23 protein-coding genes are annotated in these 23,988 nt (G+C 61.8%); 13 read left to right on the forward strand and 10 right to left on the reverse strand.

Annotated elements, in window-relative coordinates; translation table 11 throughout:
• Positions 1–19 precede the first annotated feature (19 nt).
• Positions 20–883: a 5'/3'-nucleotidase SurE gene (gene surE / locus HER32_RS19780; protein ID WP_373281620.1), complete on the forward strand. Its 864-nt coding sequence runs from the start codon at positions 20–22 to the stop codon at positions 881–883.
• Positions 884–906: 23 nt separating this feature from the next.
• Here the strand turns inward: surE and HER32_RS19785 are convergent, their stop codons facing one another.
• From HER32_RS19785 to HER32_RS19800, 4 genes are all read right to left on the reverse strand, one after another.
• Positions 907–1,116, reverse strand: a complete 210-nt coding sequence (locus HER32_RS19785) for a hypothetical protein (protein WP_168683110.1) — start codon at positions 1,114–1,116, stop codon at positions 907–909.
• 70 nt (positions 1,117–1,186) lie between these two features.
• Entirely contained in the window at positions 1,187–2,530 is a 1,344-nt protein-coding gene (locus tag HER32_RS19790; protein ID WP_168683111.1) for a sensor histidine kinase, read from the reverse strand.
• A 164-nt stretch (positions 2,531–2,694) separates the two neighbouring features.
• Positions 2,695–4,293 carry a serine hydrolase gene (locus tag HER32_RS19795; protein WP_168683112.1) on the reverse strand — a complete coding sequence of 533 codons (1,599 nt, stop codon included), beginning with the start codon at positions 4,291–4,293 and terminating at the stop codon, positions 2,695–2,697.
• Positions 4,294–4,498: 205 nt separating this feature from the next.
• Positions 4,499–5,182, reverse strand: a complete 684-nt coding sequence (locus tag HER32_RS19800; protein WP_168683113.1) for a response regulator transcription factor — start codon at positions 5,180–5,182, stop codon at positions 4,499–4,501.
• Positions 5,183–5,329: 147 nt separating this feature from the next.
• On the opposite strand from HER32_RS19800, the gene HER32_RS19805 reads away from it, so the two are divergent.
• From HER32_RS19805 to HER32_RS19820, 4 genes are all read left to right on the forward strand, one after another.
• Entirely contained in the window at positions 5,330–6,334 is a 1,005-nt protein-coding gene (locus HER32_RS19805; RefSeq protein ID WP_168683114.1) for a DUF1028 domain-containing protein, read from the forward strand.
• A gap of 7 nt (positions 6,335–6,341) precedes the next feature.
• Positions 6,342–6,872: a histidine phosphatase family protein gene (locus tag HER32_RS19810; RefSeq protein WP_168683115.1), complete on the forward strand. Its 531-nt coding sequence runs from the start codon at positions 6,342–6,344 to the stop codon at positions 6,870–6,872.
• A 90-nt stretch (positions 6,873–6,962) separates the two neighbouring features.
• Positions 6,963–8,354, forward strand: a complete 1,392-nt coding sequence (locus HER32_RS19815) for a M28 family peptidase (RefSeq protein ID WP_168683116.1) — start codon at positions 6,963–6,965, stop codon at positions 8,352–8,354.
• Positions 8,355–8,459: 105 nt separating this feature from the next.
• Positions 8,460–9,011 (forward strand): 2'-5' RNA ligase family protein, encoded by a 552-nt coding sequence (locus HER32_RS19820; protein WP_168683117.1) that lies wholly within the window; start codon positions 8,460–8,462, stop codon positions 9,009–9,011.
• A gap of 131 nt (positions 9,012–9,142) precedes the next feature.
• Here the strand turns inward: HER32_RS19820 and HER32_RS19825 are convergent, their stop codons facing one another.
• Positions 9,143–9,379, reverse strand: coding sequence for a hypothetical protein (locus HER32_RS19825; protein WP_149071586.1), 237 nt, complete (start codon positions 9,377–9,379; stop codon positions 9,143–9,145).
• Positions 9,380–9,848: 469 nt separating this feature from the next.
• On the opposite strand from HER32_RS19825, the gene HER32_RS19830 reads away from it, so the two are divergent.
• The 3 genes from HER32_RS19830 (at position 9,849) to HER32_RS19840 (ending at position 13,032) form a co-directional block, all read left to right on the forward strand.
• On the forward strand, positions 9,849–11,552 hold the full coding sequence (locus HER32_RS19830; RefSeq protein WP_168683118.1) for a S8 family serine peptidase: 1,704 nt from the start codon (positions 9,849–9,851) through the stop codon (positions 11,550–11,552).
• Positions 11,549–12,259: a hypothetical protein gene (locus HER32_RS19835; protein ID WP_168683119.1), complete on the forward strand. Its 711-nt coding sequence runs from the start codon at positions 11,549–11,551 to the stop codon at positions 12,257–12,259. The genes HER32_RS19830 and HER32_RS19835 overlap by 4 nt, the downstream gene beginning before the upstream one ends.
• Positions 12,260–12,432: 173 nt before the next feature.
• Complete coding sequence (locus tag HER32_RS19840) at positions 12,433–13,032, forward strand: hypothetical protein (RefSeq protein WP_168683120.1); 600 nt, start codon at positions 12,433–12,435, stop codon at positions 13,030–13,032.
• 197 nt (positions 13,033–13,229) lie between these two features.
• On the opposite strand, the gene HER32_RS19845 is transcribed toward HER32_RS19840, so the two are convergent.
• Positions 13,230–14,579 carry a M23 family metallopeptidase gene (locus tag HER32_RS19845; protein ID WP_168683121.1) on the reverse strand — a complete coding sequence of 450 codons (1,350 nt, stop codon included), beginning with the start codon at positions 14,577–14,579 and terminating at the stop codon, positions 13,230–13,232.
• A gap of 164 nt (positions 14,580–14,743) precedes the next feature.
• Between HER32_RS19845 and HER32_RS19850 the strand changes: the two genes are divergently transcribed.
• The 4 genes from HER32_RS19850 (at position 14,744) to HER32_RS19865 (ending at position 18,463) form a co-directional block, all read left to right on the forward strand.
• On the forward strand, positions 14,744–15,505 hold the full coding sequence (locus tag HER32_RS19850; protein WP_168683122.1) for a helix-turn-helix domain-containing protein: 762 nt from the start codon (positions 14,744–14,746) through the stop codon (positions 15,503–15,505).
• Between the two features lie 125 nt (positions 15,506–15,630).
• On the forward strand, positions 15,631–16,608 hold the full coding sequence (locus HER32_RS19855) for a hypothetical protein (RefSeq protein ID WP_168683123.1): 978 nt from the start codon (positions 15,631–15,633) through the stop codon (positions 16,606–16,608).
• 128 nt (positions 16,609–16,736) lie between these two features.
• Complete coding sequence (locus tag HER32_RS19860; RefSeq protein ID WP_168683124.1) at positions 16,737–17,588, forward strand: hydroxymethylglutaryl-CoA lyase; 852 nt, start codon at positions 16,737–16,739, stop codon at positions 17,586–17,588.
• Between the two features lie 137 nt (positions 17,589–17,725).
• The gene (locus HER32_RS19865; RefSeq protein ID WP_197748853.1) at positions 17,726–18,463 is read left to right on the forward strand and encodes a (Fe-S)-binding protein; all 738 of its coding nucleotides are present in this window, start codon (positions 17,726–17,728) and stop codon (positions 18,461–18,463) included.
• Between the two features lie 128 nt (positions 18,464–18,591).
• Here HER32_RS19865 and dapA read toward each other — a convergent pair whose 3' ends face one another.
• Entirely contained in the window at positions 18,592–19,458 is an 867-nt protein-coding gene (dapA, locus tag HER32_RS19870) for a 4-hydroxy-tetrahydrodipicolinate synthase (protein ID WP_168683125.1), read from the reverse strand.
• Positions 19,459–19,587: 129 nt separating this feature from the next.
• Between dapA and HER32_RS19875 the strand changes: the two genes are divergently transcribed.
• Positions 19,588–20,502, forward strand: a complete 915-nt coding sequence (locus HER32_RS19875) for a polysaccharide deacetylase family protein (RefSeq protein ID WP_168683126.1) — start codon at positions 19,588–19,590, stop codon at positions 20,500–20,502.
• 236 nt (positions 20,503–20,738) lie between these two features.
• On the opposite strand, the gene HER32_RS19880 is transcribed toward HER32_RS19875, so the two are convergent.
• From HER32_RS19880 to HER32_RS19890, 3 genes are all read right to left on the reverse strand, one after another.
• Positions 20,739–21,140 carry a rhodanese-like domain-containing protein gene (locus HER32_RS19880; RefSeq protein ID WP_168683127.1) on the reverse strand — a complete coding sequence of 134 codons (402 nt, stop codon included), beginning with the start codon at positions 21,138–21,140 and terminating at the stop codon, positions 20,739–20,741.
• Between the two features lie 51 nt (positions 21,141–21,191).
• Positions 21,192–23,339: an NAD-dependent DNA ligase LigA gene (ligA, locus tag HER32_RS19885; protein WP_168683128.1), complete on the reverse strand. Its 2,148-nt coding sequence runs from the start codon at positions 23,337–23,339 to the stop codon at positions 21,192–21,194.
• A 125-nt stretch (positions 23,340–23,464) separates the two neighbouring features.
• The gene (locus HER32_RS19890) at positions 23,465–23,971 is read right to left on the reverse strand and encodes a DUF4920 domain-containing protein (RefSeq protein ID WP_149071598.1); all 507 of its coding nucleotides are present in this window, start codon (positions 23,969–23,971) and stop codon (positions 23,465–23,467) included.
• Positions 23,972–23,988: the final 17 nt, after the last annotated feature.

A 23,988-nucleotide genomic window follows, 5' to 3' on the forward strand; every position in this document is an offset into this window, starting at 1 on the left:
GCCTTACCTACTGATGCTCATGCCTGACTCCGCCGCTAAGCCCCTGATTCTGATAACCAACGACGACGGCATCACGGCGCCCGGCATTGCTACTCTGGTGCGCGTGATGCGCCGCCTGGGCGAAGTGGTGGTGGTAGCGCCTAACTCCCCGCAGTCGGGCATGGGCCACGCCATCACCATCGGCCACCCGCTGCGCCTTGACCGCAGCACCATTTTTGCCGATATTGAGGCCTACGAATGCAGCGGCACTCCCGCCGACTGCGTGAAGCTGGCCAAGCACCACGTCCTGAAAGACCGGCGCCCCGACCTGGTGGTATCCGGTATCAACCACGGCTCCAACTCCTCGGTAAATGTGCTCTACTCGGGTACGATGTCGGCTGCCATTGAAGCCGCTATTGAAGGGCTGCCGGCCATTGGCTTTTCGCTGTGTGAGTATGGGCACAACGCCCGGTTTGCCCACACCGAGGAGTGGGTAGAGCACATAGCCCGGCAGGCGCTGGCCCAGGGCATTCCGGCGGGCGTGGCCCTGAACGTGAATATTCCCAAGGTTTCCGACACGCCCATTGCGGGTATCCGCCTTTGCCGGCAGGCCCGGGCCAAGTGGCAGGAAGAGTTTGACCTGCGCCACGACCCATATAACCGCCCCTACTACTGGCTGCGCGGCGCCTTCGTCAACCACGATCAGGGCGAAGACACCGATGAGTGGGCGCTGGCGCACAACTTCGTATCGGTGGTGCCCTGCCAGTTCGACCTGACGGCCTATCGGGGCCTGGCGCAGTTGGAGGAGCAGTGGCAGCTGCACCTGCCCGGTCACCCCGAGCCTGCTTCGTTGCCGCCGGCCCGGCCCATTCAGCCCGAGGACTACGGTGTGGTGAACCCCTGACACTGCCGGCCCGGGGCCGGTGGTTAGGAGGTGTGATGCGGCCGACCTACGTGCTTGCGGGGGTGGAGCGGGCCCGGGTGCTTGCGCACCATGGGAATATGGCGCACGAGGGGGCGCGGGAGATGCCCGGCCGTGGGGCGGGCGTATTCCAGGCTCAGGGCCAGCCCCAGCAGTGCTAGCAGGAGCAGGGCCGGGGCCAGCAGCAGGAAAGAAGATTTGGGGAAACGCGCCACGGGTGGGAGGCAGGAAAAGGCCAGAGGCCCGAATATGCAAGGGGCTCTATGAAATCAGCATGAAGCTGGTTTATAGCTCTTCCGAACCAAACGTCAGGACAAACGTGGTACCCTGGTCTACCATTGATTCTACGGTGAGCGTGGCTTCGTGGAAAGCCGCAATGGTGCGGGCAATGGGCAGCCCCAGGCCGTAGCCCTCGGGTGCCCCGGTACCGCCGGCAAAGCGCCGGAACCGGTCAAACAAGTGAGGCAGGTTTTCGGGCGCAATGCCCGGCCCCGTATCCTGCACGCGTACCGCGTAGCCCCCGTTGGCCGTGGGCCGCCCCAGCACCGCAATGCTACCACCGGTACGGTTGTACTTCACGGCGTTGCTGAGCAGGTTGAGCAGCAGCGTGAAAAGCAAGGTGCGGTTGGCCCGCGGCACTACGTACTCGGGCTGCAGGTCCACCGTCAGGCTGATGTCGCGCTGCTGCAGCCGGTCGTCCAGCTCTTCGGCTACTTCGGCCAGCACCGAGGCCAGGGGCACGGCCTCGTCGCGCAGGTAGCGGGCATTTTCAATGTTGGCAATCAGCAACAGGGTTTTTACCGTGTTACGCAGTCGGTACAACGTCCGCTGCGACTCCACAATCTTGAGCGAGTGGGCCTCAGGCAGCGTGGCGTCCTGCAGCATGTTCTCGAAGCGTGACTGCAGCACGCTCACCGGGGTGAGCAGCTCGTGGGAGACGTTCGACATAAACTCGCGCTCCTTGGCAAAGGCCGATTCCAGGGCCCGCATCATGGTGTTCAAGCTGTCGTCGAGCCGCCGGAAGTCGGTGGTGGATGTCGTAACCGGCTCAAATGTGAAAGCCGATGGATGACGTACCCCGCGTAGCTTTCGGGTTATCAGGTAGCGCAGGGGGCGCAGCAGGTAATGGGCAAATACCGCGTCGGTGCCAATGGTAAGCGCGGCCCCTACTACCAGCACCCACAGGGCCATGCGGCGCAGGGTGGCCGTGAGCAGCTCCACCGTAGCCAGGCTGCTGCCTATTTCAAGGCGGTACGTACGCTGGTCAGGTCCCAGAAAAGTGTAGCTCAGAATCCGGAAATCCTCGATTTCCTTTTCCACTTGGCGGGGCTCATCAAAAATCCGCTCGTTGGGTACGGCGGCCGTGGTTGTTTCGGGGGTGATGGAAATGTACTCCTGCTTCAGGATGTTGTAGTCGGCGTAGGCTTCGCTCTGCTTTTCGCGCACGAAGGCTACCAGCCCGTCGCGGCGGATAAGGGCCAGCATTTCCTCTTTTTTCTGGTGCAGGTGCTGGTCGGTGTGGGAGTTGGCCACACGCCCCACAATGGGCGGAATCACCAGGGCGCCCAGCACCACCAGCAGCAGCTTGGACAGGGCATTGAACAGGGCCAGCTTGGCTTCTAAGCGCACGGGAAAGAGAAAGTGAAGAGGTAGTGCTTTTCATCCGGCCGTCCTGTGGAGCGGAGTCGAAGCATTGCTCCCGCTTCGTTGTAGCGCTGTCTGATTTGCCAGAGGTAGCGCTGCTTCGACTTCGCTCAGCGGGACAGTGCACGGAGGAAATCAATCCAAAACTTCTACGGTTGCGTGGTAACTTCCACGCGCTGCAGATCCAGGTCCTGGAAGTCGTAGCTGAAATCGGTGAGCGGGGAAATGGGCTTCATCTTGAAGCCGGTGGCCCGGCCCTGCTCGTCGAAGGTAAAGGAGGCAAAGGCATCGGCGTTGAAGCTGCGCTCCTTCCAGCGCACCACGTAGGTATTGCCGCGGTAGGGCAGCACCTGGCCCAGCAGGCGCGGGGCGCGCACGGAGCGCAGCCACAGCTGGGGGCCCTGGGCCGTGAGGGTCACGTCGCCCAGCCAGGCATCGTGGTAGCGGCCGGCCAGCGGGGCGTAGTCGGGGCGCTTGGGGGCGGCTTTCTGGGCGGCGGCTACCTGCTTCCACACGGCGGCAGTAGCCAGCATGTCGGCGCCCTGCGCCTTGCTCATGCGGTCTGCCATTTCCTGCACGCGGTCCAGGCCCTGCACGCCCAGGTAGTGGTCTTCGATGTGGTTGCTGACGGCGGTGAAGGCCGCGCCGCTTTCCTGGTTGGTCAGCACAATGATGCCCAGCCGCAGTTCCGGTACCAGCAGCACTTTTGTTACCATCCCAATCTCGCCACCGGTGTGCGATACTTCCTTGTAGCCGCGCACGTCGCGCAGAAACCAGCCCAGGCCGTAAGCTGCGAAGTGCGTATTGTAGGGCGAAGGCGCCGCGCTGACGGGCAGAATCGTCTGGGGCGTCCACAGCTCGCGCTGGGTGGTGGGCTTGAGCAGCGAAGCCGGGGCGCCAGGGCCGCCGAGCAGCATCAGGGCCCACTTGCTCAAGTCATTTACGCTGCTGTACATGCCCCCGGCGGGCCCGATGAGCGTGTTCAGGTCGCGGCGCACTACCTGCACCTTGCCCTCCACCGGCCCGTGCCCGTCGATAACGTTGGTGCGGTCGGGCAGGCGGGCGTAGAGGGTGGCGCTGCGGCTCATGCCCAGGGGCTTGAGCAGGCGCGTTTCCACGAAATCGGTCCAGGGCTGCCCGGATACGCGGGCTACGATTTCGCCGGCTACCAGGTAGAGGTTGTTGTCGTAGTCGTACTTGCTGCGAAACGACGACACTGGCTTGAAGTAGCGCAGGTTATGAATGACGTCCTTGATGGTGAAGTCGGCCGAGTCGGGAAACATCATCAAATCCCCGGCGCCCAGGCCCAGGCCGCTGCGGTGCGTGAGCAGGTCGCGCACCGTAAACTCGGCCGTCACGTAGGGGTCGTACATGCGGAACTCCGGGATGTGGTCGGTCACCTTGTCGTCCCAGCGCAGCTTGCCTTCCTCCACCAGCAGCCCCAGGGCCGCCGCCGTAAAGGCCTTGGTATTGGAGGCAATGCCGAACAGCGTGTTGGCATCCATGGGCGCTTTGGTAGCCAGGGAGCTGACGCCGTAGCCCTTGGCCACCACCACCTGCCCGTCCTTTACCACCGCCACGGCTATGCCAGGCACATCAAAGGCCTTGAGGGTGCGGTTGACCACGGCATCCAGGGCGGCCTGGTCGAGGGGCGGAGTAGTGGCGGGCGAAGCAGGCGCCTGGGCGGCAACGGGCTGCGCAAGCAGGAGCAGGCCCAGCAAACTGCCGAGCAAGGAAAGTCGGTACATCAGGAAAAGCAAAAAGGATGGGCAAGACTCCGGCAGACCGGGCCGGCAAAGTAGCGGGTTTTTCGCCAGCGCAACAGTTTCCCGCACGATGTAGAGACGCGACACTTCACGTCTCCACGTTGAACGGTAATCGTTGGAACTGCTCGGACGACAAGACGCGAAGTGTCGCGTCTCCACATCAACCTGGCTGAACTCACCTATTCGCTCATTCACTCTTGGCCCGGTAGCCGATGCCGCGCACGGTTTCGAGGAAGTCGGCGGGGGAGTACTGGGCCAGCTTTTTGCGCAGGTTTTTGATGTGCACGTCGATGTAGTTGGAGTCGGAATCGTCTTCCAGCACGTTGCCCCACAGATGCTCCCCCAGCTGCAGGCGCGTGAGCACGCGGCCCCGGTGCAGCAGCAAGTAGTGCAGCAGGTCGAATTCCTTTTTGGTTAGGTTGATTTCCTGCTCCTGGTAGCGCAGGGTGCGCCCGGTGGCATCGAGCACGAAGCCGGGACCGAAGGTCAGCTCTTGGCGCTTGAGCCCGAACTTGCGGCGCACAATGGCCTGCATGCGGCTGGTGAGCTCCAGCAAAGAAAAGGGCTTGGGCAGGTAGTCATCGGCGCCCAGGTCGAGGCCCCGGATCCGGTCGTCGAGGGCACCACGGGCCGTGAGGATGATGAAGGCCGCTTCCTGCCGCTCATTCTGGCGGGCTTCGCGCAGCAGCTGCAGCCCGTCGCCGTCGGGCAGGCCCAGGTCCAGCAGCACGAAGTCGTAGCTGTTGACGTAGATTTTCTCCGAGGCCTCGGCGTAGGTGTAGGCCGAATCGACCAGGTATTGGGCCTCGCGCAAAAACTGGCGCACTTCGTTGTGGAGGCTTTTTTCGTCTTCGACGAGCAGAACGTGCATGGGGTACAGGCTAGGTGGGTGGGCGGGTAGCGGCCGGGCTACCCTTGCAACATACGCACCCCGTGCGTGAAATGTAGATGAAGCCCCCGGCCGAAAGTGCCGCCGAAGGCTTTATCTTCCCGCCGCACATTTATCTCTGTAAAGCTTATGCGCTTTTTTCGATGGGTTCTGGCCGCGGCCTTGCTGACCGGACCAGCAGCTTTCTGGCCCGCGGCCGCCCAGGTGTACACCCAATCCGACCCGCTGGCCCACACTTTTTCCATCGTGGCCCGCGACCCGAAAACCGGCGACCTGGCCGTGGCCGTGCAAAGCCACTGGTTTTCGGTGGGCACCAGCGTATCCTGGGCCGAGGCCGGGGTGGGGGCCATTGCCACCCAGTCGTTCACCAACAAATCCTTCGGCCCGCGCGGACTGGCGCTGCTGAAAAGCGGCAAAACGGCCCAGCAAACCCTGGATGAGCTGCTGCGCACCGACGAAGGCCGCGACGTGCGCCAGGTAGCCGTAGTGGATAGCAAAGGCAACGTAGCCGTGCACACCGGCGCCAAGTGCATTGATATGGCCGGGCAGCAAACCGGGGCGCAGTTCTCGGTACAGGCCAATATGATGCTCACCGACGAAGTGCCCGGCGCCATGGCCCGCGCCTACGAGCAGGGCGCCGCGCTGCCCTTTCCCGAGCGGGTGCTGGCGGCCCTCGACGCGGCCCAGGCCGCGGGCGGCGACGTGCGGGGGCGGCAGTCGGCGGCGTTGCTGGTGGTACGTGCCCAGACCAGCACCGCGCCTTGGGACGACCGGCTCATCGACCTTCGCGTGGACGATGCCGCCGACCCTCTGAAGGAGCTGCGCCGTCTTTTGCAGCTGCACCGCGCCTACGAGCACATGAATGCCGGCGACCTGGCCGTAGAGAAAAACGACGTGCCCGGCGCTATTCGCGAGTACGAAGCCGCCGAAAAGCTTTTCCCCGACAACCTGGAAATGCGCTACTGGCACGCCATCAGCCTGGCCAACAAGCAGCAGGTACCGGCTGCCCTCAAGCTGCTGCGTCCCATTTTCAAGCAGGACCCCAACTGGCGCACCCTCACCCAGCGCTTGCCCAAAGTAGGCCTGCTGACCGTGAGCGAGGCGGAGCTCCAGCAAATCCTGACCTTAAAATAGCCCCCGAATGCTACCCAAGAACGTTCTGACTTTGCTGGCGAGTCTGCTGATGCTGGCCGGCTGCGCCACCTCACACACCTCGCCTACCGTGGTGTACATCGTGCGCCACGCCGAAAAAGAACTTGCGCCCGGCCTCTCCAACCCGCCGCTGACCCCCGCCGGCCAACAGCGCGCCCAGGCCCTGCGCGACACGCTGGGCAAGCTGCCGCTCGCGGGTATCTTCTCCACGAACACCACGCGCACCTACACCACGGCCGAGCCACTGGCCGTTCTAAAGAAACAGCCGATTCTGCCCTACGATGCCAAACAGCTGCCCGCTCTGGCCGCCCGCATCCGGCGTGACTACCGGGGGCGTACCGTGCTGGTGGTTGGCCACTCCAATACCATTCTCGAAACTGCCGAAGCTCTGGGGGCCCGTCGCCCCGTACCCACCATCGGCGACGATGAGTACCACTACTTGCTGCAAGTCACCCTCCCCGCCGATACCACCCAAACTCCCAGCGCTGTAGCCCGGCGGTATGGGGCGGGCAGGCCCTAAAGCGTATGCCAGGTTGCCTTTTACGTGCAACAGTTGTCCTCGGCTGGTTACTTTAGGGCCACGACTTTTACTTTTCTTACTTCTCCTTTGATGCAATTTTTACGTGCTACCCTGGCCGCTGGCCTGCTGCTGGCGGGCCTCGCGCTGCCCGCCGCCGCTCAGTCCAGCACCGCCAAAACCGACTCCCTCAACATCCGCAAGCTCTACGATGAAGCCCTGCTGCGCGGGCAGAGCTACGAGAACCTGCGCTACCTCACCGGGCAGATTGGCGGCCGCCTGAGCGGCTCGCCCCAGGCCGAGCAGGCCGTACAATGGGGCAAGCAGGTGATGGAAAAAATGGGCCTCGACCGGGTATACCTGCAGGAGGTGATGGTGCCGCACTGGGAGCGGGGCGCCAAAGAAAAGGCCGAAGCCAAACCCGGCAAGGGCAAGCCCGTGAGTTTTAATGTGTGCGCCCTGGGCGGCTCGGTGGGCACCAACGGCAAGCTGAAGGCGCAGGTGGTGGAAGTGCAGAGCCTACAGGAGCTGCGCGCCTTGCCGGCCGAGCAGGTGAAGGGCAAAATCGTGTTCTTCAACCGGCCCATGAACCCCACCTATATCGAAACGGGCCGGGCCTACAGCGAAGCCGGCGACCAGCGCCGCAGTGGGGCCGCCGAAGCGGCCAAGCGCGGGGCCATTGGGGCGCTGGTACGCAGCCTCTCCCTGGCCCACGACGACTTCCCGCACACGGGCACCATGCGCTACGAAGACGGCGTGACCCGCGTGCCCGCCGCCGCCCTCAGCACCAACGGCGCCGACCAGCTAAGTGCTCTGCTGAAAGCCAACCCCACGCTCACCTTCGAGCTGGAAATGAGCTGCCGCGAGCTGCCCGACGTGAAAAGCTACAATGTGGTAGGCGAAATCAAAGGCTCGAAATACCCCAACGAAATCATTACCGTAGGTGGCCACCTCGACTCCTGGGACCTGGCCCAGGGCGCCCACGACGACGGCACGGGCTGCGTGCAAAGCATGGAAGTGCTGCGCCTGCTGAAAGCCACTGGTCTGCGACCCGAGCGCACGGTGCGCGCCGTACTCTTCATGAACGAGGAGAATGGCAACCGCGGCGGCCTGAAATACGCCGAGCTGGCCAAAGCGGCCGGGGAGCAGCACCTAGCCGCTATGGAGTCGGATGGAGGAGGGTTTACCCCGCGTGGCTTCGGCATTGAGGGGCCGGCAGCCACCGTGCGCCAGCTGCAGCAGTGGCAGCCGTTGTTTCAACCCTACGGCAGTGGCGAAATTGCCCCCGGCCATGGCGGTACGGACATCGGCCCCCTGAAAGACCAGGCCAAAGTGCTGATTGGCTACGAGTGCGACTCCCAACGCTACTTCGACATCCACCACACCGCCGCCGATACCTTCGATAAAGTAAACCGTCGGGAGCTGGAGCTCGGCAATGCCAGCATGGCGGCTTTGGTGTACCTGCTCAGTAAGTACGGGCTGTAAAAGGCAAAAGTCCGCCGTCCGAAAGGCCCGGTTCCCAACTATCCTTGCAACAGGACGTTGGCAACCGGGCCTTTCTCTTTTTTCATTACAACGTAACAAGCTGCTATGCCAATACCGGTCCTGTATTTATTGGCTATTGTGCCGCCCGAGCCAGTGCTGGGGCAGGTGTGGGCGCTCAAGCAGGAAGTACACCACCTGACCGGGAGCCGCAATGCCATTCGGTTACGCCCGCACATTACGCTCTGGCCGCCGCTGCACCGGCCCGCCACCTTTGCCCAGGAGGTGTACCCCGTCCTCAGCGCTTTTGCGGCGCAGCAGAAAGATTTTGCCGTGACGCTCAGAAACTTCGATTGGTTTGAAAACCGCACGCTGTTTGTCCGGGTTGAAACGAAAATTATTCTGCAGGAATTTAATGCGCGCCTGTCGAAATGGTGTCGAGACAAAGGCGTTGAAATTCCGCCGGAGAAACAACCGTTTACCCCGCACATGACCCTGGCTACCCGCGACCTGCCGGCTGATCAGATAAATACGCTCCGGCAACTTTTTGCCGCGCGGGTTTATTCAGCTACGTTTCCGGTAGCTGGTCTCACGCTATTCCGGCATTCAGGTACTGCCTGGGAAATTGCGGCAGAGTTTTCACTTACTCTCCAAAACTAATTTTGCCGCGCAGCTTATCCGGTCAAATTGCGGCGCTTAGCGCCATTTATATTCCTGCTGCGTTGCAGTGCAAACATGAAAAAACCTCGTACGGCCAGAGCAGTACGAGGTTTTTCTATGGGAGGCGTAAACTAAGCCGCTGCTTCCGACTTGCGTGGGCGGCCTGGGCGCTTGCCCGTGCCTGTAGAAGCCGCGCGGGGCTTACGCTCCTTCGTAGCGGGCTTGAAGCCGGGTTCCAGCATCGTATTGATTTCCGCAATCAGGTCCGCCACCTTGGCCATGTTCTTACGAATCTGGCCAAGTACAGCTTGGTTTTCCTCGGCGTTAGCCAGAATCTGTTGCAGCTTATTGAGGTCGGCAGTTGCCATGTGCTAGGGAGTTTTAAGAAGTAAACAAGGAAATGAAGAATTCTGGCTCAAAGGTGATGCAAAAATAACCATGAGACAACTACCTATTCGATAATACGGAAATTTGGTTTTGATTAAATCATTTTTAATGCAAATAAAACGTTGACTATCTGAAATACCGCTCAAAACTGCCAGTAAGTGGCTGCAACGCAGGCTTACAAATGTTCGGGTGGTTATGGAGGGTAAGAATAGATTATTGCTCGCATAATTTCCCGGGGTTACCCGACGGGCTATTTTATTTTGCGGGAAATTTAGCGGGGAAATACGGCGCATAGTCCGGCCGTTTTTGTTTTCGTGCATACAAAATCTAACCCAGACTGGTCGGGCCGGCGGCGCCAATTGGTACGCTGTCTACCGGTTGCGCTGCCCACCCCTAACGCGTACCTTCGCGGCCCCGCGCTCTACCAGGAGGCGGTAGGTCTTCCCGCTGATGCACCATTATCAGGCGTTTATCAGAAACGTAAAAAGAATAGCTGTTGCGCTGTGCCTGGCGTTAGTTGCGCGGCCCGCCAGCGCGCAACGCACTTCGGCGGCTGCCGAGCCCTATTGGGTGTTGCTGGGTGATAAAAAAGGGACTACCCTCGATGCCCGGCGTTATTTTACCCCGGCTGCCCAACGTCGGCGCCAGCGCCAGCACCTACCCGCCGCCGATAGCACCGACTTTCCCGTGCGGGCTGATTATGTGCAGGCCATCCGGCAGCGCGCAGATACCCTCACCTTTGTGAGCCGGTGGTTTAATGCCGTAGCGTGCCGGGCTACGCCAGCCCAGGTAGCTGCCCTGCAGCGGCTGCCCGGCGTGCGGGCCGTTGTTCGTCGCACGGTAAGCAACACCCCCGACGCTCAGCCTGCCGTGGTGGCCCCCGCTCCCCTGACCGGTCTCGACCTGCAGCTGGCCCGGCAGCAGACGGCTGCTCTGGGCCTGGGGGCCCTGCACCAGGCCCAGCTGACGGGCAAAGGCCTGCGCATTGCCATTTTCGACGTAGGCTTTTCCGGCACCGATACCCATGCGGCCTTTGCCCACCTGCGCAACAGCCAGCGGGTGGTAAGCACCTGGGATTTTATCCGGCAACGCCCTTTTGTGTATGACTACGGCACGCACGGCACGCAGGTGCTGTCGTGCCTGGCGGGGCAGCTGCCCGATGGCACCGGGCTGGGCGTCGCGCAGGATGCCGAGTTTCTGCTGGCCCGCACGGAGCGTGAGTACAGTGAGCGGTACAGTGAGGAGGAAGCCTGGCTGGCCGCCGTAGAGTGGGCCGACCGGAACGGGGCCGATATCATCAATTCGTCGTTGGGCTACACGGAGCGGCGCTATTTTCGGGAGCAGATGAATGGCCGAACCAGCCTGGTAGCCCGCGCCGCCGCGCTGGCCGTGCGCAAGGGCATGCTGGTGGTATGCGCCGCCGGCAACGACGGCGACGACCTCCGCTGGGGCATCGTAGGTACCCCGGCCGACCAGGACTCAGTGCTTTCCGTGGGCGGTATCGACCCGGCTACCTGGCTGCCCGAGTCCTTTTCTTCGCGGGGCCCCACCGCCAACCGGCACCTGAAGCCCAACGTGGTAGCCTTCGGGGAGGCCATTACGGCGGTGCCGGGCGGCTACGAGCGCACCGAAGGTACCTCTTTTGCCAGCCCGTTGGTAGCCGGGCTGGCCGCCTGCCTTTGGCAGCAGCAGCGTCAGCTCTCGGTGATGCAGCTTTTCCAGGCCCTGCAGCAGGCCGGTAGCCTATATCCGTACTTCGACTACGCCCAGGGCTACGGCTGCCCAACCGCTGCCCGCGCGTTGGCGCCGGCAGCCTCAGCCCCCAGCCCTACCTTTGACTTTGTGCGCACCGACTCAACGTTGCGGGTGGTGATACGGGAACAGCCAGCCGCAGGGCCGCTGCCCTATGAGGAAATAGCCGCCGCAGTGACTAGCACAGCAGTAGACGAAGAGCCGCTTTTGCCGGCTCAGGCAAAGGCACCTGCTTACCTCTACCTGCACGTAGCCGATGCCCGCGGCGTGCTGCGCACCTACGAGGTGCGGGAGGTTACCCAGCGCGTAGTGGCGCAGGTACAGCTGTCGGCACTGCTTCCTCAAGACGTGGTGCGCGTTGCCTTCAACGGCTACACTCATTCGTATACCGTGCAGCCATGAGAAGTATCTTTTTGCTGGCCCTTGGCTTGGGCCTGTGGAGTGCCCTGCCGGTGGCCGCTCAGCGGGTGCTGCTGCAGGGGAATGTGGCGGCGGATACGGCTGTTCAGCGCACGGGGCCTAACCGGGCCCGCTACGGACACCTGTACGTGGGCTACGCCGTGGCACTGGGCAGTAGTTCGGCCGCGGCGCCCGTTAGTCGGGCAAAATCCGGGGAGCTTTTTCTGGGCTGGCGGCAGAAATGGCGTCTCAGCCAAACGGCAGCCGTCGGTTTGGGCACTCAGTACAGCCGCCTGGCCTATCGGCTCACTCAGCAAGCCAGCAAGCAGGTGCCCACGGCTACCCTGCACAACCGGGAAAGCCTGGTGTGGCAACAACTGCAGGCCGAGCCCTTCGTGCGGCTGAACTTCGGGGCGCGGGGCAACGTCATTGGGCGCTACCTCGACCTGGGAGGCTGGGGAAGCTGGGCGTTTGCTACCCTGCATACTTACAAAGACAAACCCGGCGCTGCGGCCAAAACCGTGAAGGTGACCGAACAAGGCCTGCCTTATGCTGCGCGGTGGGCTTATGGCGCCAGCCTGCGCCTGGGTTCGGGGCGCTACGCCCTCGTGGCCCGGCGCCGCTTTTCCGAGCCGTGGCGCGGGACGGCCGTAGCTGCCTGGTCCGATCTTCCCCGCTGGACGGTAGGATTGGATTTTGGCTGGCTGTGATGCCAGGTACTTAGGTTAACTTCCCGCCCTCTTTACCGTATGTGCCCCTAGAATGCAGCGGGCGGGCTACTCTGCCGGCTGTTCAACTAGCTGCAGTCAGCACTTCCCGGGGCAAATTCCCCACATAGTACATTACCCGGTTATTCTTTGCCCGACGCCGTTTCGCTCTTCCCATGAAAAAACTGCTCCTTCCCGTGTCCTTCATCCTGTTGCTGCTGCAGGCTTCCTGCATCACCACGGAGCGTGAATCGGCCACGTCTAAAAATGCCGACCGGGTGTTTTCGCCTACGCCCGAAGGCCAGCGCGCCCGCCTGACGCCTACCAGCGTGCTCAACTCCGTGCGCACTGCCCACGAGTTTTCCGACCCCAAAGCCAAGGACCGGTTTGTGCTGCTCCTGCAGGGTACCAAAATTATCAGTAGCAAAGCCCGCTTCCTGATCATTTCCAGCAAAGGCGACACCCTCCGCAATGAGGTGATGCCGGCCCTGGCTCTACTCAATGAGCGGGATTTAGAAGACCCACAGGCTGCTACCGTTCGTGACAAGGAAATTGCCATTCTCAAATCGATGAACAATTTCTTTAGCGAGGATAAATTTACGTCCCCGGCCGTGCCCCGCACCATGGAAGCCGCCACAGTAGACGACCAGGAAGCCTGGCAGGCCGTGCGCGAAGACAACCGCTCCGTGGGGTTCGACTACACGGCGGCCGGTGGCCGGGAACGTCGCTTGGCGTATGCTCGCAAGCTGAACAAAACGGTGATTGTAGCGGAGTAACAGCTGCCTTCGGAACCTGAGAAAAAAGAAAAGCTCCAGCTGTAAGGCTGGAGCTTCTGTATGAAATAGGGAGAGGCCACGGGGAGGCGAGGGCAGGAATAGGGGCAGCTTTTACCAACTAAAGCTGCCCCATACTTCTCCAGTTCACCGCAGCCAAGGTAACTGGCCGTAAGTGAAGATGCGGTGAAGAAAAAGGGCTATGACTTTCGTTGGTTCTGAGGGAGCCAACCGAGTAGGCCGGCCTCGTTGCGCACCAGCCAGTAGCCTCCAAACGCACCCAACACAGCCACGGCACTACGTGCGGGTAAGGCATTGAGTGCCGGAGCCCCGGCTTTGGGCCAGGCCAACAAATCGGCTGCCGCAGGTACGGTTTCGCGGCGCAGGGGCTCAGCGGCCGGTGTTACCGCACGGGTGAGAAGGTAGCCAACTTGACCGTCAGGCTGTTCCACGCGGTACCAGTCGGCCTGGGCGCCCAGTACATAAAGGGCAGTAGCGCGGGGCAACGAGGTTAGCTTTTCGGCTTTGGCAGCGGGACTGCGGCGCAGGTCGGTGGCTTGGTCGCGCACGCGCACCCACTGGCCCAGCCGCGCGGACAAGCTGCGTGGGGCCGCCGGTGCGGCATCGGCGCGGCGCACGAAGGGGTAAGGGTCCACGGCCCCGCGGCCGGCGCGGTACACGCCAAAGTGCAGGTGGGGCTGGGTGGTGCGGGCATTGCCGGTGTTGCCCACCAGCCCCAGCGTGTCGCCCATGCGTACCTGCTGGCCGGGCTGCACCAGTTGCCGGTCGAGGTGGGCGTAGTAGAGGTGCTGGCCGTGGGCAGCATCGGCCAGCCACACCACTTTGCCACCCCGTGGCGTTTCATTTACGCGGGTGATATAGCCGGTTGCGGCCGCCACCACCGGCGTACCGCGTCTGGCAAAGATGTCGATGCCCTCGTGCAAGCGGGCACCCTGGTCGCGTTCGGCCCCCCAGAAGGAACCCACGGCCACATCGTTCTTGCCCTGCACCGGGAAGGAAAGGGAAGGAGTGCGCTGTATGCGCAACGTGTAGCGGCCGGTGCGCAGCAGCTCGGGCTGCACGCGCAGCAGGTGCTGCCGGTCGTCTTCCACCACGTAGCTAAAGGAAAGGGTGGTCGTGTCGGCCGATGCCAGGTGGGTGGGTGCGGCGCGGTCGGGCTGCAGCTCGAAGGCGTCCAGAAACACGTGGGCCTGGGTGCCGGGCGCAATGGCCAGACTTACGCGCACGGTTTCGCCGGCGCGCACGGCGTAGCGGTAGGAGGCGGCAGTGGCGCGCTCGGCCCGGAAGTAACCGGTTTCCTCAAAAGGCAGCGTCACAACCAGCGAGTCACGCAGGACCTGATCGGCGGCGGCCAGCCAGTCGCGACCGAGCGCAGTACCATCGAGGCCGGCCTGCCGCAGGCGGCGGGCGTAGGTTTCGTGAGGGGTGGTGGGCTGGTGAAAGATGCCCTGCAGGGTTTGCTGCTTGCCGCAGGCCGCCAGCACAAGGAAAACAAACAAATAGAGCGCGGAGCGCAGAGAAAACGGCATAGACGAAGTTCGATTCTACTTAAAACCCCGATTTGTGCCGGGTAGTTCGCCGGGAGGCTGAACTAGGAAAAGCAGCCGTGCACACGCAGTTCTCAGGCACGCCGGTGAAACGCGGGTGCGGAAAACCGTATTATTGCCTTGTTTTCGCTGTTCTGATTTTGCTTATGTTTTCCCCTGCCCGCATTGTTGCTATCCGCAAAAGCAAAGGTTTTTCTCAGGAGATGCTGGCGGAGCAGGCAGGGGTAGGCCTGCGGACTATTCAGCGAGTAGAGCAAGGTGAAACCATACCCCGGGGGCACACGCTGCAGGCCCTGGCGACGGCGCTGGGTGTGTCATTGGAGGACTTGCGTGCGGAGCCGGAGCGTGTAGCAACCCCAGCGGCTGAAGTTCCTTCGGCTGAATTCACACCCAGAATAACTGTACCGAAACTGCCCGAGCCTCTGGCCGGGCTAAATCAGGAGTTGAGCCAGACGGATGCGCTGGTGAGTGCCTCGGAGCCAACTCCGCAAACTGCGCTGGTAACTACACCGCCCGGGCCGATTGTCACGCACTACAGTCCGTTGCGGCCCGACCCGGAGTTTCTGCAGCTCCTCAACCTGAGTGCCCTGAGCTTGCTGGTGCTGCCCTTGCTCAACATCATCGTCCCATTTGTGCTTTGGCGTAGAAGGCGGCATACTATCCTGCACGCGGCGGAAGTGGGGCGGCGGGTGCTGGGCTTTCAGATTCTGTGGCAAGTGGGCAGCTTCTTCGCTTATACCTTACTGATGGTGGGCTACCAGGTAGCGCATGCGCTGGATATGCCGCTGTGGCGCGGCGGGTATTTGGCGGTTTTTATCGGGTCGTATCTGCTCAATGTACTGACTGTAGTGTACTACGCCGGGCGGCTGCGGCGGGGTGATTTAACTATTTATCGAGTCAGGCTCTAAACGTAAGTTTCTGCTAAAAAGCGGGTTGTAGTTAATGGCGGGAAAATGGCGGCAAAATGACGCAGGGGCTGGCAACGAAACCGGCTAGGTTTGCCTCCGTCTTCTAACCTTCTCTTTTTCTCGCTATGAAAACGCTTGCCAAAATCCTGCTCTCCGTTGTCGTGTTGCTCGTCGTGAGCGGTATTGGTGGCTACTTCTACATGAAGCAGAAGTTTGCCCCGCCCGCCAACCAGCTCACCGTAGCGGGCCTGCCCGCCTCCGGCGACCTGCGCTGGTGGGCCGATACCACGGCCAAGCCGGCCATTCCGCACGCTGGGCTGCTGGTGCCCGTCCGGCTGCCCAACTGCCCCCGCACGTGCTTTTTGCAGGTCGATACCGGTGCTCCCTATACTGTGCTGTACGCTAACCAGCTGGATACCCTCACCCGACACTACCCCAGCTTGGGTACCAGCCTCAAGCTCCAGGGAAACGTGGTACCTGAATTCCGCTTTACCATGGGTGGTGCTCAGGTGACGGTTGGCAACACCAAGGTGCTGCTTCAAGGAGCTGGCACGCTGCCCGCCGACAGCCTTGCACCATACATCATCGGCTCCCTCGGTACCGACGCCTTGGACGGCCGCGTGCTGATACTTGACTACGCCGCTGGCCATTTCACGCTGAGCAACGAAGTGCCTGCTCCGCTGGCTGCCCGCGCCACCTTTGCGCCGCTGGCGTTCAAAGAGCGCCGCGTGCTGCTGGATGCCACTCTCGACGACAAACCCCGTCAGCTGCTATTTGACTCGGGGACCAGCGCCTATAACCTGCTCACCAGCCAGGACAACTGGCAAGAAATGGCCACGCCCGGCGCCCCCGTTCGTACCGATACCACCAATTCCTGGGGCAAAAAACTGCTGCTCTATACCGTACCCACTGCGGCCAAATTCCGCTTCGGCTCCGCGGAAGTTCCGCTGGGCACCGTCACGTACATGACCGGCATGAACCTGATGCAGGAAACCCTGATGCGCTTTTCGGGTATGGATGGCATGCTGGGCAACGAGCCTTTCGTGGGCGGCGCGCTGATTCTGGATGTGAAGGGTGGCCGCTACGGCATCGTGCGCAGCTAACCTTTGTGTGGCCCGTGCGGTTACGGCAGAGGCCCTACAAAGAAAGCCCGGACTGGAAAGTTCGGGCTTTCCCGGCTGCGTTGTCAGGGTAGATTCTACCTTTACGCTCCACCCATTTCCCGCCGCCTATGAAACTCGTTGAATGCCCCCGCGACGCCATGCAGGGCTGGACTACGTTCATTCCTACCACCCAGAAAACCGCCTACCTCAACGCCCTGCTGCGGGTGGGGTTCGACACCCTGGACTTCGGCTCGTTCGTCTCGCCCAAAGCTATTCCGCAACTCGCCGACACGGCGGAGGTATTGGAAGGATTGGACCTAAGCCAGTCAGGTACGCGGCTGCTGGCTATTGTGGCTAACCTGCGCGGGGCCGAAACCGCCGCCCAGCATCCGCAGATCCGCTACATCGGCTTTCCGCTCTCGGTGTCCGAGACGTTTCAGCAGCGCAATACCAACAAAAGCATCACCCAGGCCCTCGACGACGTAGCCCGCATGCAGGAACTGTGCGTCCGCACCGGGCAGGAGCAGGTAGTGTACCTGAGTATGGGCTTCGGTAACCCCTACGGCGACGCCTGGAGCCCCGCTGTGTTGGGCGACTTCACCCAAAAGCTCGATGCCCTGGGCGTGGGCATTGTGGCCTTGTCGGATACCATTGGGGCTAGCACGCCCGCCACCATTGCCCCGCCGTTCCGGGAGCTTTCGGCTGCGTTTCCGCACATCGAGTTTGGGGCCCACCTGCATACCACTCCCGATACCTGGCGCGAGAAAGTGCAGGCCGCCTACGAGGCCGGGTGCCGCCGCTTCGACGGCGCCCTGGGCGGCTACGGCGGCTGCCCCATGGCTGCCGATGCCCTCACCGGAAACATGCCCACTGAGCGGCTCATCGAATATTCTCGGCAAGCTGGGGAGGAACTCCACCTGAACCTAGAGGCCCTAGCCGAAGCGGAAGGGCTGAATCAGCAGATTTTTGCCGGGCATTAGCCGTACTTTGCACACAAAATCGACTGTTATCCTGAGCGGAGCGAAGTACCTTAGTGCGTTTGAACGACATGTTCTGACGTGCTAAGGTCCTTCGCTCCGCTCAGGATGACAGATGTTTTCGTCAGATTCTGCCTGCCATGCCCATTGCCGTCGACCTGTTTATTCCCTGCTTTGTAGACCAGATTTTCCCGCACACGGCCCTGAACATGGTGAAAGTGCTGGAGGCCGTGGGCTGCGAGGTGCATTACAACGCCAACCAAACCTGCTGCGGGCAGCCCGCCTACAACGCGGGCTATAAAGCCGAAGCCTGCACCGTAGCCCGCAAGTTTCTGCACGACTTCCCGGCCGGCGCATCCGACCGCTACGTAGTGAGTCCCTCGGCTTCGTGCGTGGGTATGGTGCGCAACGCCTACGCCGAGCTGTTTGAGGGCACCGACGACCAACCCCGCTACTACGGCCTGCAGCGCCGCATTTTCGAGCTAACCGAATTCCTGGTGGACGTGCTGGGCATTACTGAGATACCCGGCTCTGCGCTGACGGGCCAGTACACCTACCACGACTCCTGCTCGGCCCTGCGCGAGTGCGGTATCAAGGAAGCGCCACGGCTGTTGCTGGATGCTGTAACTGGCCTGGAGCGGCTGGAAATGGCCGAAAATGAAACCTGCTGCGGCTTCGGTGGCACCTTTGCCGTGAAGTTCGAGGCTATTTCGGTGGCCATGGCCCAGCAAAAGGTGGAGCATGCCTTGGCCACGGGCGCCCAATACATTATCAGCACCGACACGAGCTGCCTGATGCACCTCGACGCTTACATCCGCCGCGAAAACAAGCCCATCAAAACCCTCCACGTAGCCGACGCCCTGGCCAGCGGATGGTAAAATTGTCTTGCTTCGGCTTGCTTGAAAAGTATCGGGAAGCCCAAACACAACAACGCCTCGGTTATCTAGCCGAGGCGTTGTTGTGTTTATAAACTACTGCACTGCGGGCAATTACATTCCATTAGTGACTAGAGGAGCTTCTGCACACGCTCCTTTAAGCCTTCGGAAGCTTCGACCAACGGCAGGCGGACGGCGGGGGAGCAGAGGCCCAGGCTGGCCAGCGCGGCCTTCACGCCTACGGGGTTGCTTTCCTCGTACATCAGCGGGTTGATTTCGAGGAAGTCGAAGAGCAGCTTGCTGGCCTTGGGGAAGTCACCGGCCAGGGCGGCGCGGGTCATGTCGCAGAACCGTTTGGGGAAGGCATTGGCCAGTACCGAAATCACGCCCACGGCCCCGAAAGAAACCAAGGCGGTGGTCATCAGGTCGTCGCCGCTGATGAGCAGGAAGCCGTGGGGCTTGCCCTTGGCAATGGCCATGCATTGCTCCAGGTTGCCGCTGGCCTCCTTGATACCCAAGATGTTGGGGTGTTGGGCCAGGCGCAGGGTGGTAGCCGCCGTCATGTTGGACATGGTGCGGCCCGGCACGTTATAAAGGATGATGGGCAGGGGAGAGGCTTCGGCCAGGCGAAGGTAGTGCTGAATGATGCCCGCCTGACTGGGCTTGTTGTAGGCTGGGCTAACCGACAGAATAGCTGAGACGCCCGCCAGATCAGTGGTGCGCAGCTGCTGCTCCACGGCCGCCGTATCGTTGCCTCCAATACCGTAGACCAGCGGCACGCGGCCCTTGGTTTGCTGGCGCACCACGTCCAGAATGCCGCGGCGCTCCTCGGCCGTGAGCGTGGGCGACTCGGCCGTGGTGCCGTTGATGACCAGGTATTCGGCTCCGCCCTCAATAATAAAATCTACGAGCCGACGCAGAGCCGGGTAGTCGATGGCGTGGTCGGAGGCGGTGAACGGGGTAACCAGGGCCACGCCGGTACCGTGTAGTTTGTCCATGCGGAGAATAAGCTGTTGTTTTGTAGAGGGGGACGAGCCGCCGCGAAGGTACGCAAAGCCCGGCTTCCCGCCATTTCTCCCTTTTCGCCTGACGTCCGGCCAAGCCCTGCCGCTCGTTGAACTTTGTCCATGATTCGCTTCCGCACCCCGCTTACCCTGGCTTCGGCCTCCCTGGCCGCCGGCCTGTTGCTTTCCAGCTGCGAAACCAAGCCCGCTACTACTTCGGAAAACCCCACGGCCGCGGCAGTGCCCGCCGACTCCGCCGCCACGGCTGCCCCCGCTGCCCCGGTTGATGCTACCACCAAGGCCCCTAGCCCCGGCGAAATTCCGGCGGCCCAGCGCGCCGATGCCGCCGCTATCCTGGCCCGGCCGCAGGTGCCCATCCTGTGCTACCACCAGATCCGCGACTGGCGCGCCAAAGACTCAAAAGGTGCTAAGGATTACATAGTTCCAGTAGCCCAGTTCAAGGCGCAGATGAAGATGCTGGCCGACTCCGGCTACCACACCATTCTGCCCGATCAGCTTTACGCCTACCTCACCACCGGGGCCAAACTGCCGAGCAAGCCCATCATGCTCACCTTCGACGATACCGACCTCGACCAGTTCACGGTGGCCAAGCCCACGCTGGATAAGTATGGCTACAAGGCGGTGTATTTTATTATGACCGTGAGCCTGGGCCGCCCTAACTACATGAGCAAGGCACAGGTGAAACAGCTTTCCGACGAAGGCAACATCATCGGCTCCCACACTTGGGACCACCACAACGTGAAGAAGTACGAAGGCCAAGACTGGGTGACCCAGATCGAGAAGCCTACCAAAACTCTGGAGGAAATTACCGGCAAAAAGATCAACTACTTCGCTTATCCCTTCGGCTTGTGGCGCCCCGAGTCCATTCCCGAGCTGAAAAAGCGGGGTATGGACGCCGCCTTCATTCTGGCTGAGAAGCGCGACCAGCAGGACCCGCTCTACACCATCCGCCGCATTATTGCCAGCGGGTACTGGAGCCCCCGCACGCTGCACAACAGCATCGTGCAGAGTTTCTAAACCACGGATTCGCGCGGATTAGACGGATTGCACGGATTTTGTGGACGATTCGCGCTACTCTGTTTGTCATCCGGAACGCAGGGAAGGACCTTCTCACGTTACAGCAAGATGCGCTGGTGTGAGAAGGTCCTTCCCTGCGTTCAGGATGACAAACACTAAAAAAGCCTCGCTGCGTGCAAGGCTTTTTTAGTGTTTAGACAGCAGAAGGAGCCGTCCGCAAAATCCGTGCAATCCGTCTAATCCGCGCGAATCCGTGGTTTCGTTGTTTGCAAGTCTTTCAGCGCCCCGGCATTTACCACTTTCCGTACCCCCTGCTGGCGCATGAGGGCAGCCGCTTTGCTGCTGCGGTTGCCGCTGGCGCAATACAAAAGGTAGGTCTGCGTAGTATCGAGTTGAGCTACCTGCTGGGCAAAGTCGGCGGCTTTGAAGTTAATATTTCGGGCCCCCGCGAGGTGACCGGCAGCATACTCCTCGGGGGTGCGCACGTCCAGGACTACTACCTGGCGTTTGCGGATAAGTTTAGCCGCCTTGGCCGGGGTAACGTCGGGTGGAGGCGGAGCGGGTGCCTGCGCCAGTGCTACTTTACCCGTGAGAAGGGCCACCAGCACCCAGAGTAATCCGGCACGAAGAAGTTTCATAAGGAAGGGTGAAGTGGAAGGAGTCTACCAGCGGTGCTGCCTGGGTAAAGTCTAAAACAGCGAAGTCTGCCCGTTGGTGCCAACCGGGGGCTGCGGCCCACGTTGCGGCGCTGCCTCCGCGCCGGACGTGAGGCTGTCAGTAGGCTCGGACGCTGAAGCCGCGGGTTCCTCGCCCGTGGGCAGCATGGCCAGCAGCTCGGCTTCCGAAATGATGGGTACTTTCAGCTCAGTGGCTTTTTCGCGCTTGGCAGGACCCATTTTGTCGCCGGCTACCAGGAAAGAAAGCTTCTTGCTGATGGAGCCCGTGATTTTGCCGCCGTGCAGCTGAATGAGTTCCTGCAGCTCCTCCCGGCTGTGCTCGGCAAATACGCCCGAAAGCACAAAGGTTTGCCCAGCCAGCCGGTCACTTTTTGCCTGGGGAACTTCGCCGGTAAGGGCTAGCTGGACGCCTGCCGCCCGCAGCCGCTCAACCAGGTCGCGGTTTTCGGGCTGCCCAAACCACGCGGCCACCGATTCAGCAATGACGCCACCCACTTCTGGCACGGCCGCCAGCTCGGCCCCCGAGGCTGCCGCCAGCGCGTCGATGGTGCGGTAGTGGTAGGCTAGCTTCTCGGCTACGGTTTCGCCCACGTAGCGGATACCCAGCCCATAGAGCACTCTATCAAACGGCACCTGCTGGCTTTGCGCCAGCCCGGCAACCAGCCGCTGCACCGATTTTTCGCCCAGGCGCTCCAGCTGGGCCAGCTCGGCGGCCTTGGCGGGCAGGTCGTAGAGGGAAGCTGCGTCCGTCACCAACCCTAAGTCAAAGAAACGACCGACGGTTTCGGCGCCCAGGCCGTCGATGTTCAGCGCCTTGCGCGAAACGTAGTGCTCCAGCTTGGCTTTCAGCTGGGGCGGGCAGCCCCGGTCATTTGGGCAGCGGAAGTGTGCTTCACCCTCGGGCCGCACCAGCGGCGTGCCACAGGCCGGGCACTCGGTGGGGTAAACAATGGGTTCGGCCTGGGCGGGCCGGGCGGCTACATCCACGCCCGTAATCTTGGGAATGATTTCCCCGCCTTTTTCCACAAAAACGGTGTCGCCCACGCGCAGGTCGAGGGCGGCAATCTGGTTGGCGTTGTGCACCGAAGCGCGCTTGACGATGGTGCCGGCCAGGGGCACGGGCGTGAGTAAGGCTACGGGCGTGACGGCCCCGGTGCGCCCTACCTGGTACTGAATGCCCAGGAGTTGGGAGCGGGCAGCCTCGGCCGGGTACTTGTACGCAATGGCCCAGCGTGGACTTTTAGCCGTGAAGCCCAGCACTTCCTGCTGCTGCAGGTCGTCTACTTTTATCACGATGCCATCGGTAGCTACCGGCAACTCGAACCGCGCTTTCTCCCACTGATGAATGAAGTTTAGTACTTCTTCGATGGACCCGCACAAGCGCCAGGTATCGGATACTGGCAGGCCCCACTGCTTCAGGGCGGCGAGGGCGGCGCTGTGGGTGGGAAAATCGGTGCGGCGCGGGCTAAGGTAGCTGTAGGCGTAGAAGCGCAGCCGGCGGTTGGCCACCTGAGCCGAGTCCTGGAGCTTGAGCGTGCCCGAGGCGGCGTTGCGCGGGTTGGCCAGCAGGGCTTCGCCATTTTGCTCACGCTCCTGGTTCAGGTCGTTGAAAACGGAAAGCGGCATGAAGATTTCACCGCGCACCTCAAAATCCTGGGGTTGGCCGGGTGCCGGGCGCAGGTGCAAAGGCAGGGTTTTGATGGTGCGCACGTTGCTGGTTACCACGTCGCCGCGGGTACCGTCGCCGCGCGTGACGCCGCGCGTGAGCTGGCCATTCTCGTAGGTCAGGCTCATGGCCACGCCATCGAACTTCAGCTCACACACATACTGGTAGGAGGCACCTTCGAGGCCCCGGCGGACCCGCTCATCAAACTCCCGCAAGTCGGCCTCAGAATAGGTGTTGGCCAGGCTGAGCATGGGAAAACGGTGCTCCACCGTAGGAAACTGTTTGGTGATGGTGCCGCCCACGCGCTGGGTAGGCGAGTTGGCTAAGGCCAGTTCGGGGTACTGCCGCTCCAGCTCCTGCAACTCCCGCAGCAGGGCATCAAACTCCTGGTCCGATACCTCGGAAATATCGTTCTGGTAATACTGGTAGTTGAGGTGGTGCAGCTGCTCGGTGAGGCGCTGGATTTTCTGCTGTATGGCGCTCAAGTCGGACATAGAAATGGAAGGCAAGGGGCGGCGGGATAAGTCTGCAAGTACGGCAACCACGCGGTTACGGCCCAAAAAAAGAAGGGCCCACCAAAGCGGTGGGCCCTTCTTTTAGAAAAACAGAGTAGCAAGCGTTAACGCACCAGCACGCCGTCGGCCATAAAGCTGAGCTGAGTTTCGGGCTTGGTAATGGCGGCAATTTCCTTGGCCGATTTGCCCCCATCCTTGGCATAATGCTGGAGCTCATCCACGGGCACTTCGCGGCGGTGTGCCCAGCCTTCTACCACCACGGTTTTGCCGGCTATATCCTTGGGCACAAAGAAGGCGTAGTCGCGGAACCGCACGCGCATGGTTTGCTTTTCGGGCAGCTGCATGGTCAGCCAGCAGCCCTTGGCCTGGCACACGGCGTCGGTGGTACCTACCAGCTTCACGCGGGCCGAGTCGCGAGAACCCAGCAGCTTGGGCAGCTCAGCCACGGCTACGGCACCATCCGCGGTAATGGTTTCACCAAAAGTGTTGGCGGGCTTTTCGGGCTGGGGTGCGGTGGCCGCATCAGGCTTGGTGGTTTCCTGGGTAGTAGTCGGGCCCGACTGGCAGGCAGCCAGGAAGAGTCCCAGCAAGTAAATGGGCAAGCGTTTCATATCGACGGGCAAGAAGC

This window comes from Hymenobacter sp. BT18 (assembly GCF_012273015.1).
Classification (GTDB): Bacteria; Bacteroidota; Bacteroidia; order Cytophagales; family Hymenobacteraceae; genus Hymenobacter; species Hymenobacter lutimineralis.

What these genes read in the sequence shown, in the direction of transcription:
- surE (WP_373281620.1), top strand. Translation starts at nt 20, where the DNA reads ATGCCTGACTCCGCCGCTAAGCCCCTGATTCTGATAACCAACGACGAC.
- HER32_RS19795 (WP_168683112.1), bottom strand. Translation starts at nt 4,293, where the DNA reads ATGTACCGACTTTCCTTGCTCGGCAGTTTGCTGGGCCTGCTCCTGCTT.
- HER32_RS19800 (WP_168683113.1), bottom strand. Translation starts at nt 5,182, where the DNA reads ATGCACGTTCTGCTCGTCGAAGACGAAAAAAGCCTCCACAACGAAGTG.
- HER32_RS19805 (WP_168683114.1), top strand. Translation starts at nt 5,330, where the DNA reads ATGCGCTTTTTTCGATGGGTTCTGGCCGCGGCCTTGCTGACCGGACCA.
- HER32_RS19810 (WP_168683115.1), top strand. Translation starts at nt 6,342, where the DNA reads ATGCTACCCAAGAACGTTCTGACTTTGCTGGCGAGTCTGCTGATGCTG.
- HER32_RS19815 (WP_168683116.1), top strand. Translation starts at nt 6,963, where the DNA reads ATGCAATTTTTACGTGCTACCCTGGCCGCTGGCCTGCTGCTGGCGGGC.
- HER32_RS19820 (WP_168683117.1), top strand. Translation starts at nt 8,460, where the DNA reads ATGCCAATACCGGTCCTGTATTTATTGGCTATTGTGCCGCCCGAGCCA.
- HER32_RS19825 (WP_149071586.1), bottom strand. Translation starts at nt 9,379, where the DNA reads ATGGCAACTGCCGACCTCAATAAGCTGCAACAGATTCTGGCTAACGCC.
- HER32_RS19830 (WP_168683118.1), top strand. Translation starts at nt 9,849, where the DNA reads ATGCACCATTATCAGGCGTTTATCAGAAACGTAAAAAGAATAGCTGTT.
- HER32_RS19835 (WP_168683119.1), top strand. Translation starts at nt 11,549, where the DNA reads ATGAGAAGTATCTTTTTGCTGGCCCTTGGCTTGGGCCTGTGGAGTGCC.
- HER32_RS19840 (WP_168683120.1), top strand. Translation starts at nt 12,433, where the DNA reads ATGAAAAAACTGCTCCTTCCCGTGTCCTTCATCCTGTTGCTGCTGCAG.
- HER32_RS19845 (WP_168683121.1), bottom strand. Translation starts at nt 14,579, where the DNA reads ATGCCGTTTTCTCTGCGCTCCGCGCTCTATTTGTTTGTTTTCCTTGTG.
- HER32_RS19850 (WP_168683122.1), top strand. Translation starts at nt 14,744, where the DNA reads ATGTTTTCCCCTGCCCGCATTGTTGCTATCCGCAAAAGCAAAGGTTTT.
- HER32_RS19855 (WP_168683123.1), top strand. Translation starts at nt 15,631, where the DNA reads ATGAAAACGCTTGCCAAAATCCTGCTCTCCGTTGTCGTGTTGCTCGTC.
- HER32_RS19860 (WP_168683124.1), top strand. Translation starts at nt 16,737, where the DNA reads ATGAAACTCGTTGAATGCCCCCGCGACGCCATGCAGGGCTGGACTACG.
- HER32_RS19865 (WP_197748853.1), top strand. Translation starts at nt 17,726, where the DNA reads ATGCCCATTGCCGTCGACCTGTTTATTCCCTGCTTTGTAGACCAGATT.
- dapA (WP_168683125.1), bottom strand. Translation starts at nt 19,458, where the DNA reads ATGGACAAACTACACGGTACCGGCGTGGCCCTGGTTACCCCGTTCACC.
- HER32_RS19875 (WP_168683126.1), top strand. Translation starts at nt 19,588, where the DNA reads ATGATTCGCTTCCGCACCCCGCTTACCCTGGCTTCGGCCTCCCTGGCC.
- HER32_RS19880 (WP_168683127.1), bottom strand. Translation starts at nt 21,140, where the DNA reads ATGAAACTTCTTCGTGCCGGATTACTCTGGGTGCTGGTGGCCCTTCTC.
- ligA (WP_168683128.1), bottom strand. Translation starts at nt 23,339, where the DNA reads ATGTCCGACTTGAGCGCCATACAGCAGAAAATCCAGCGCCTCACCGAG.
- HER32_RS19890 (WP_149071598.1), bottom strand. Translation starts at nt 23,971, where the DNA reads ATGAAACGCTTGCCCATTTACTTGCTGGGACTCTTCCTGGCTGCCTGC.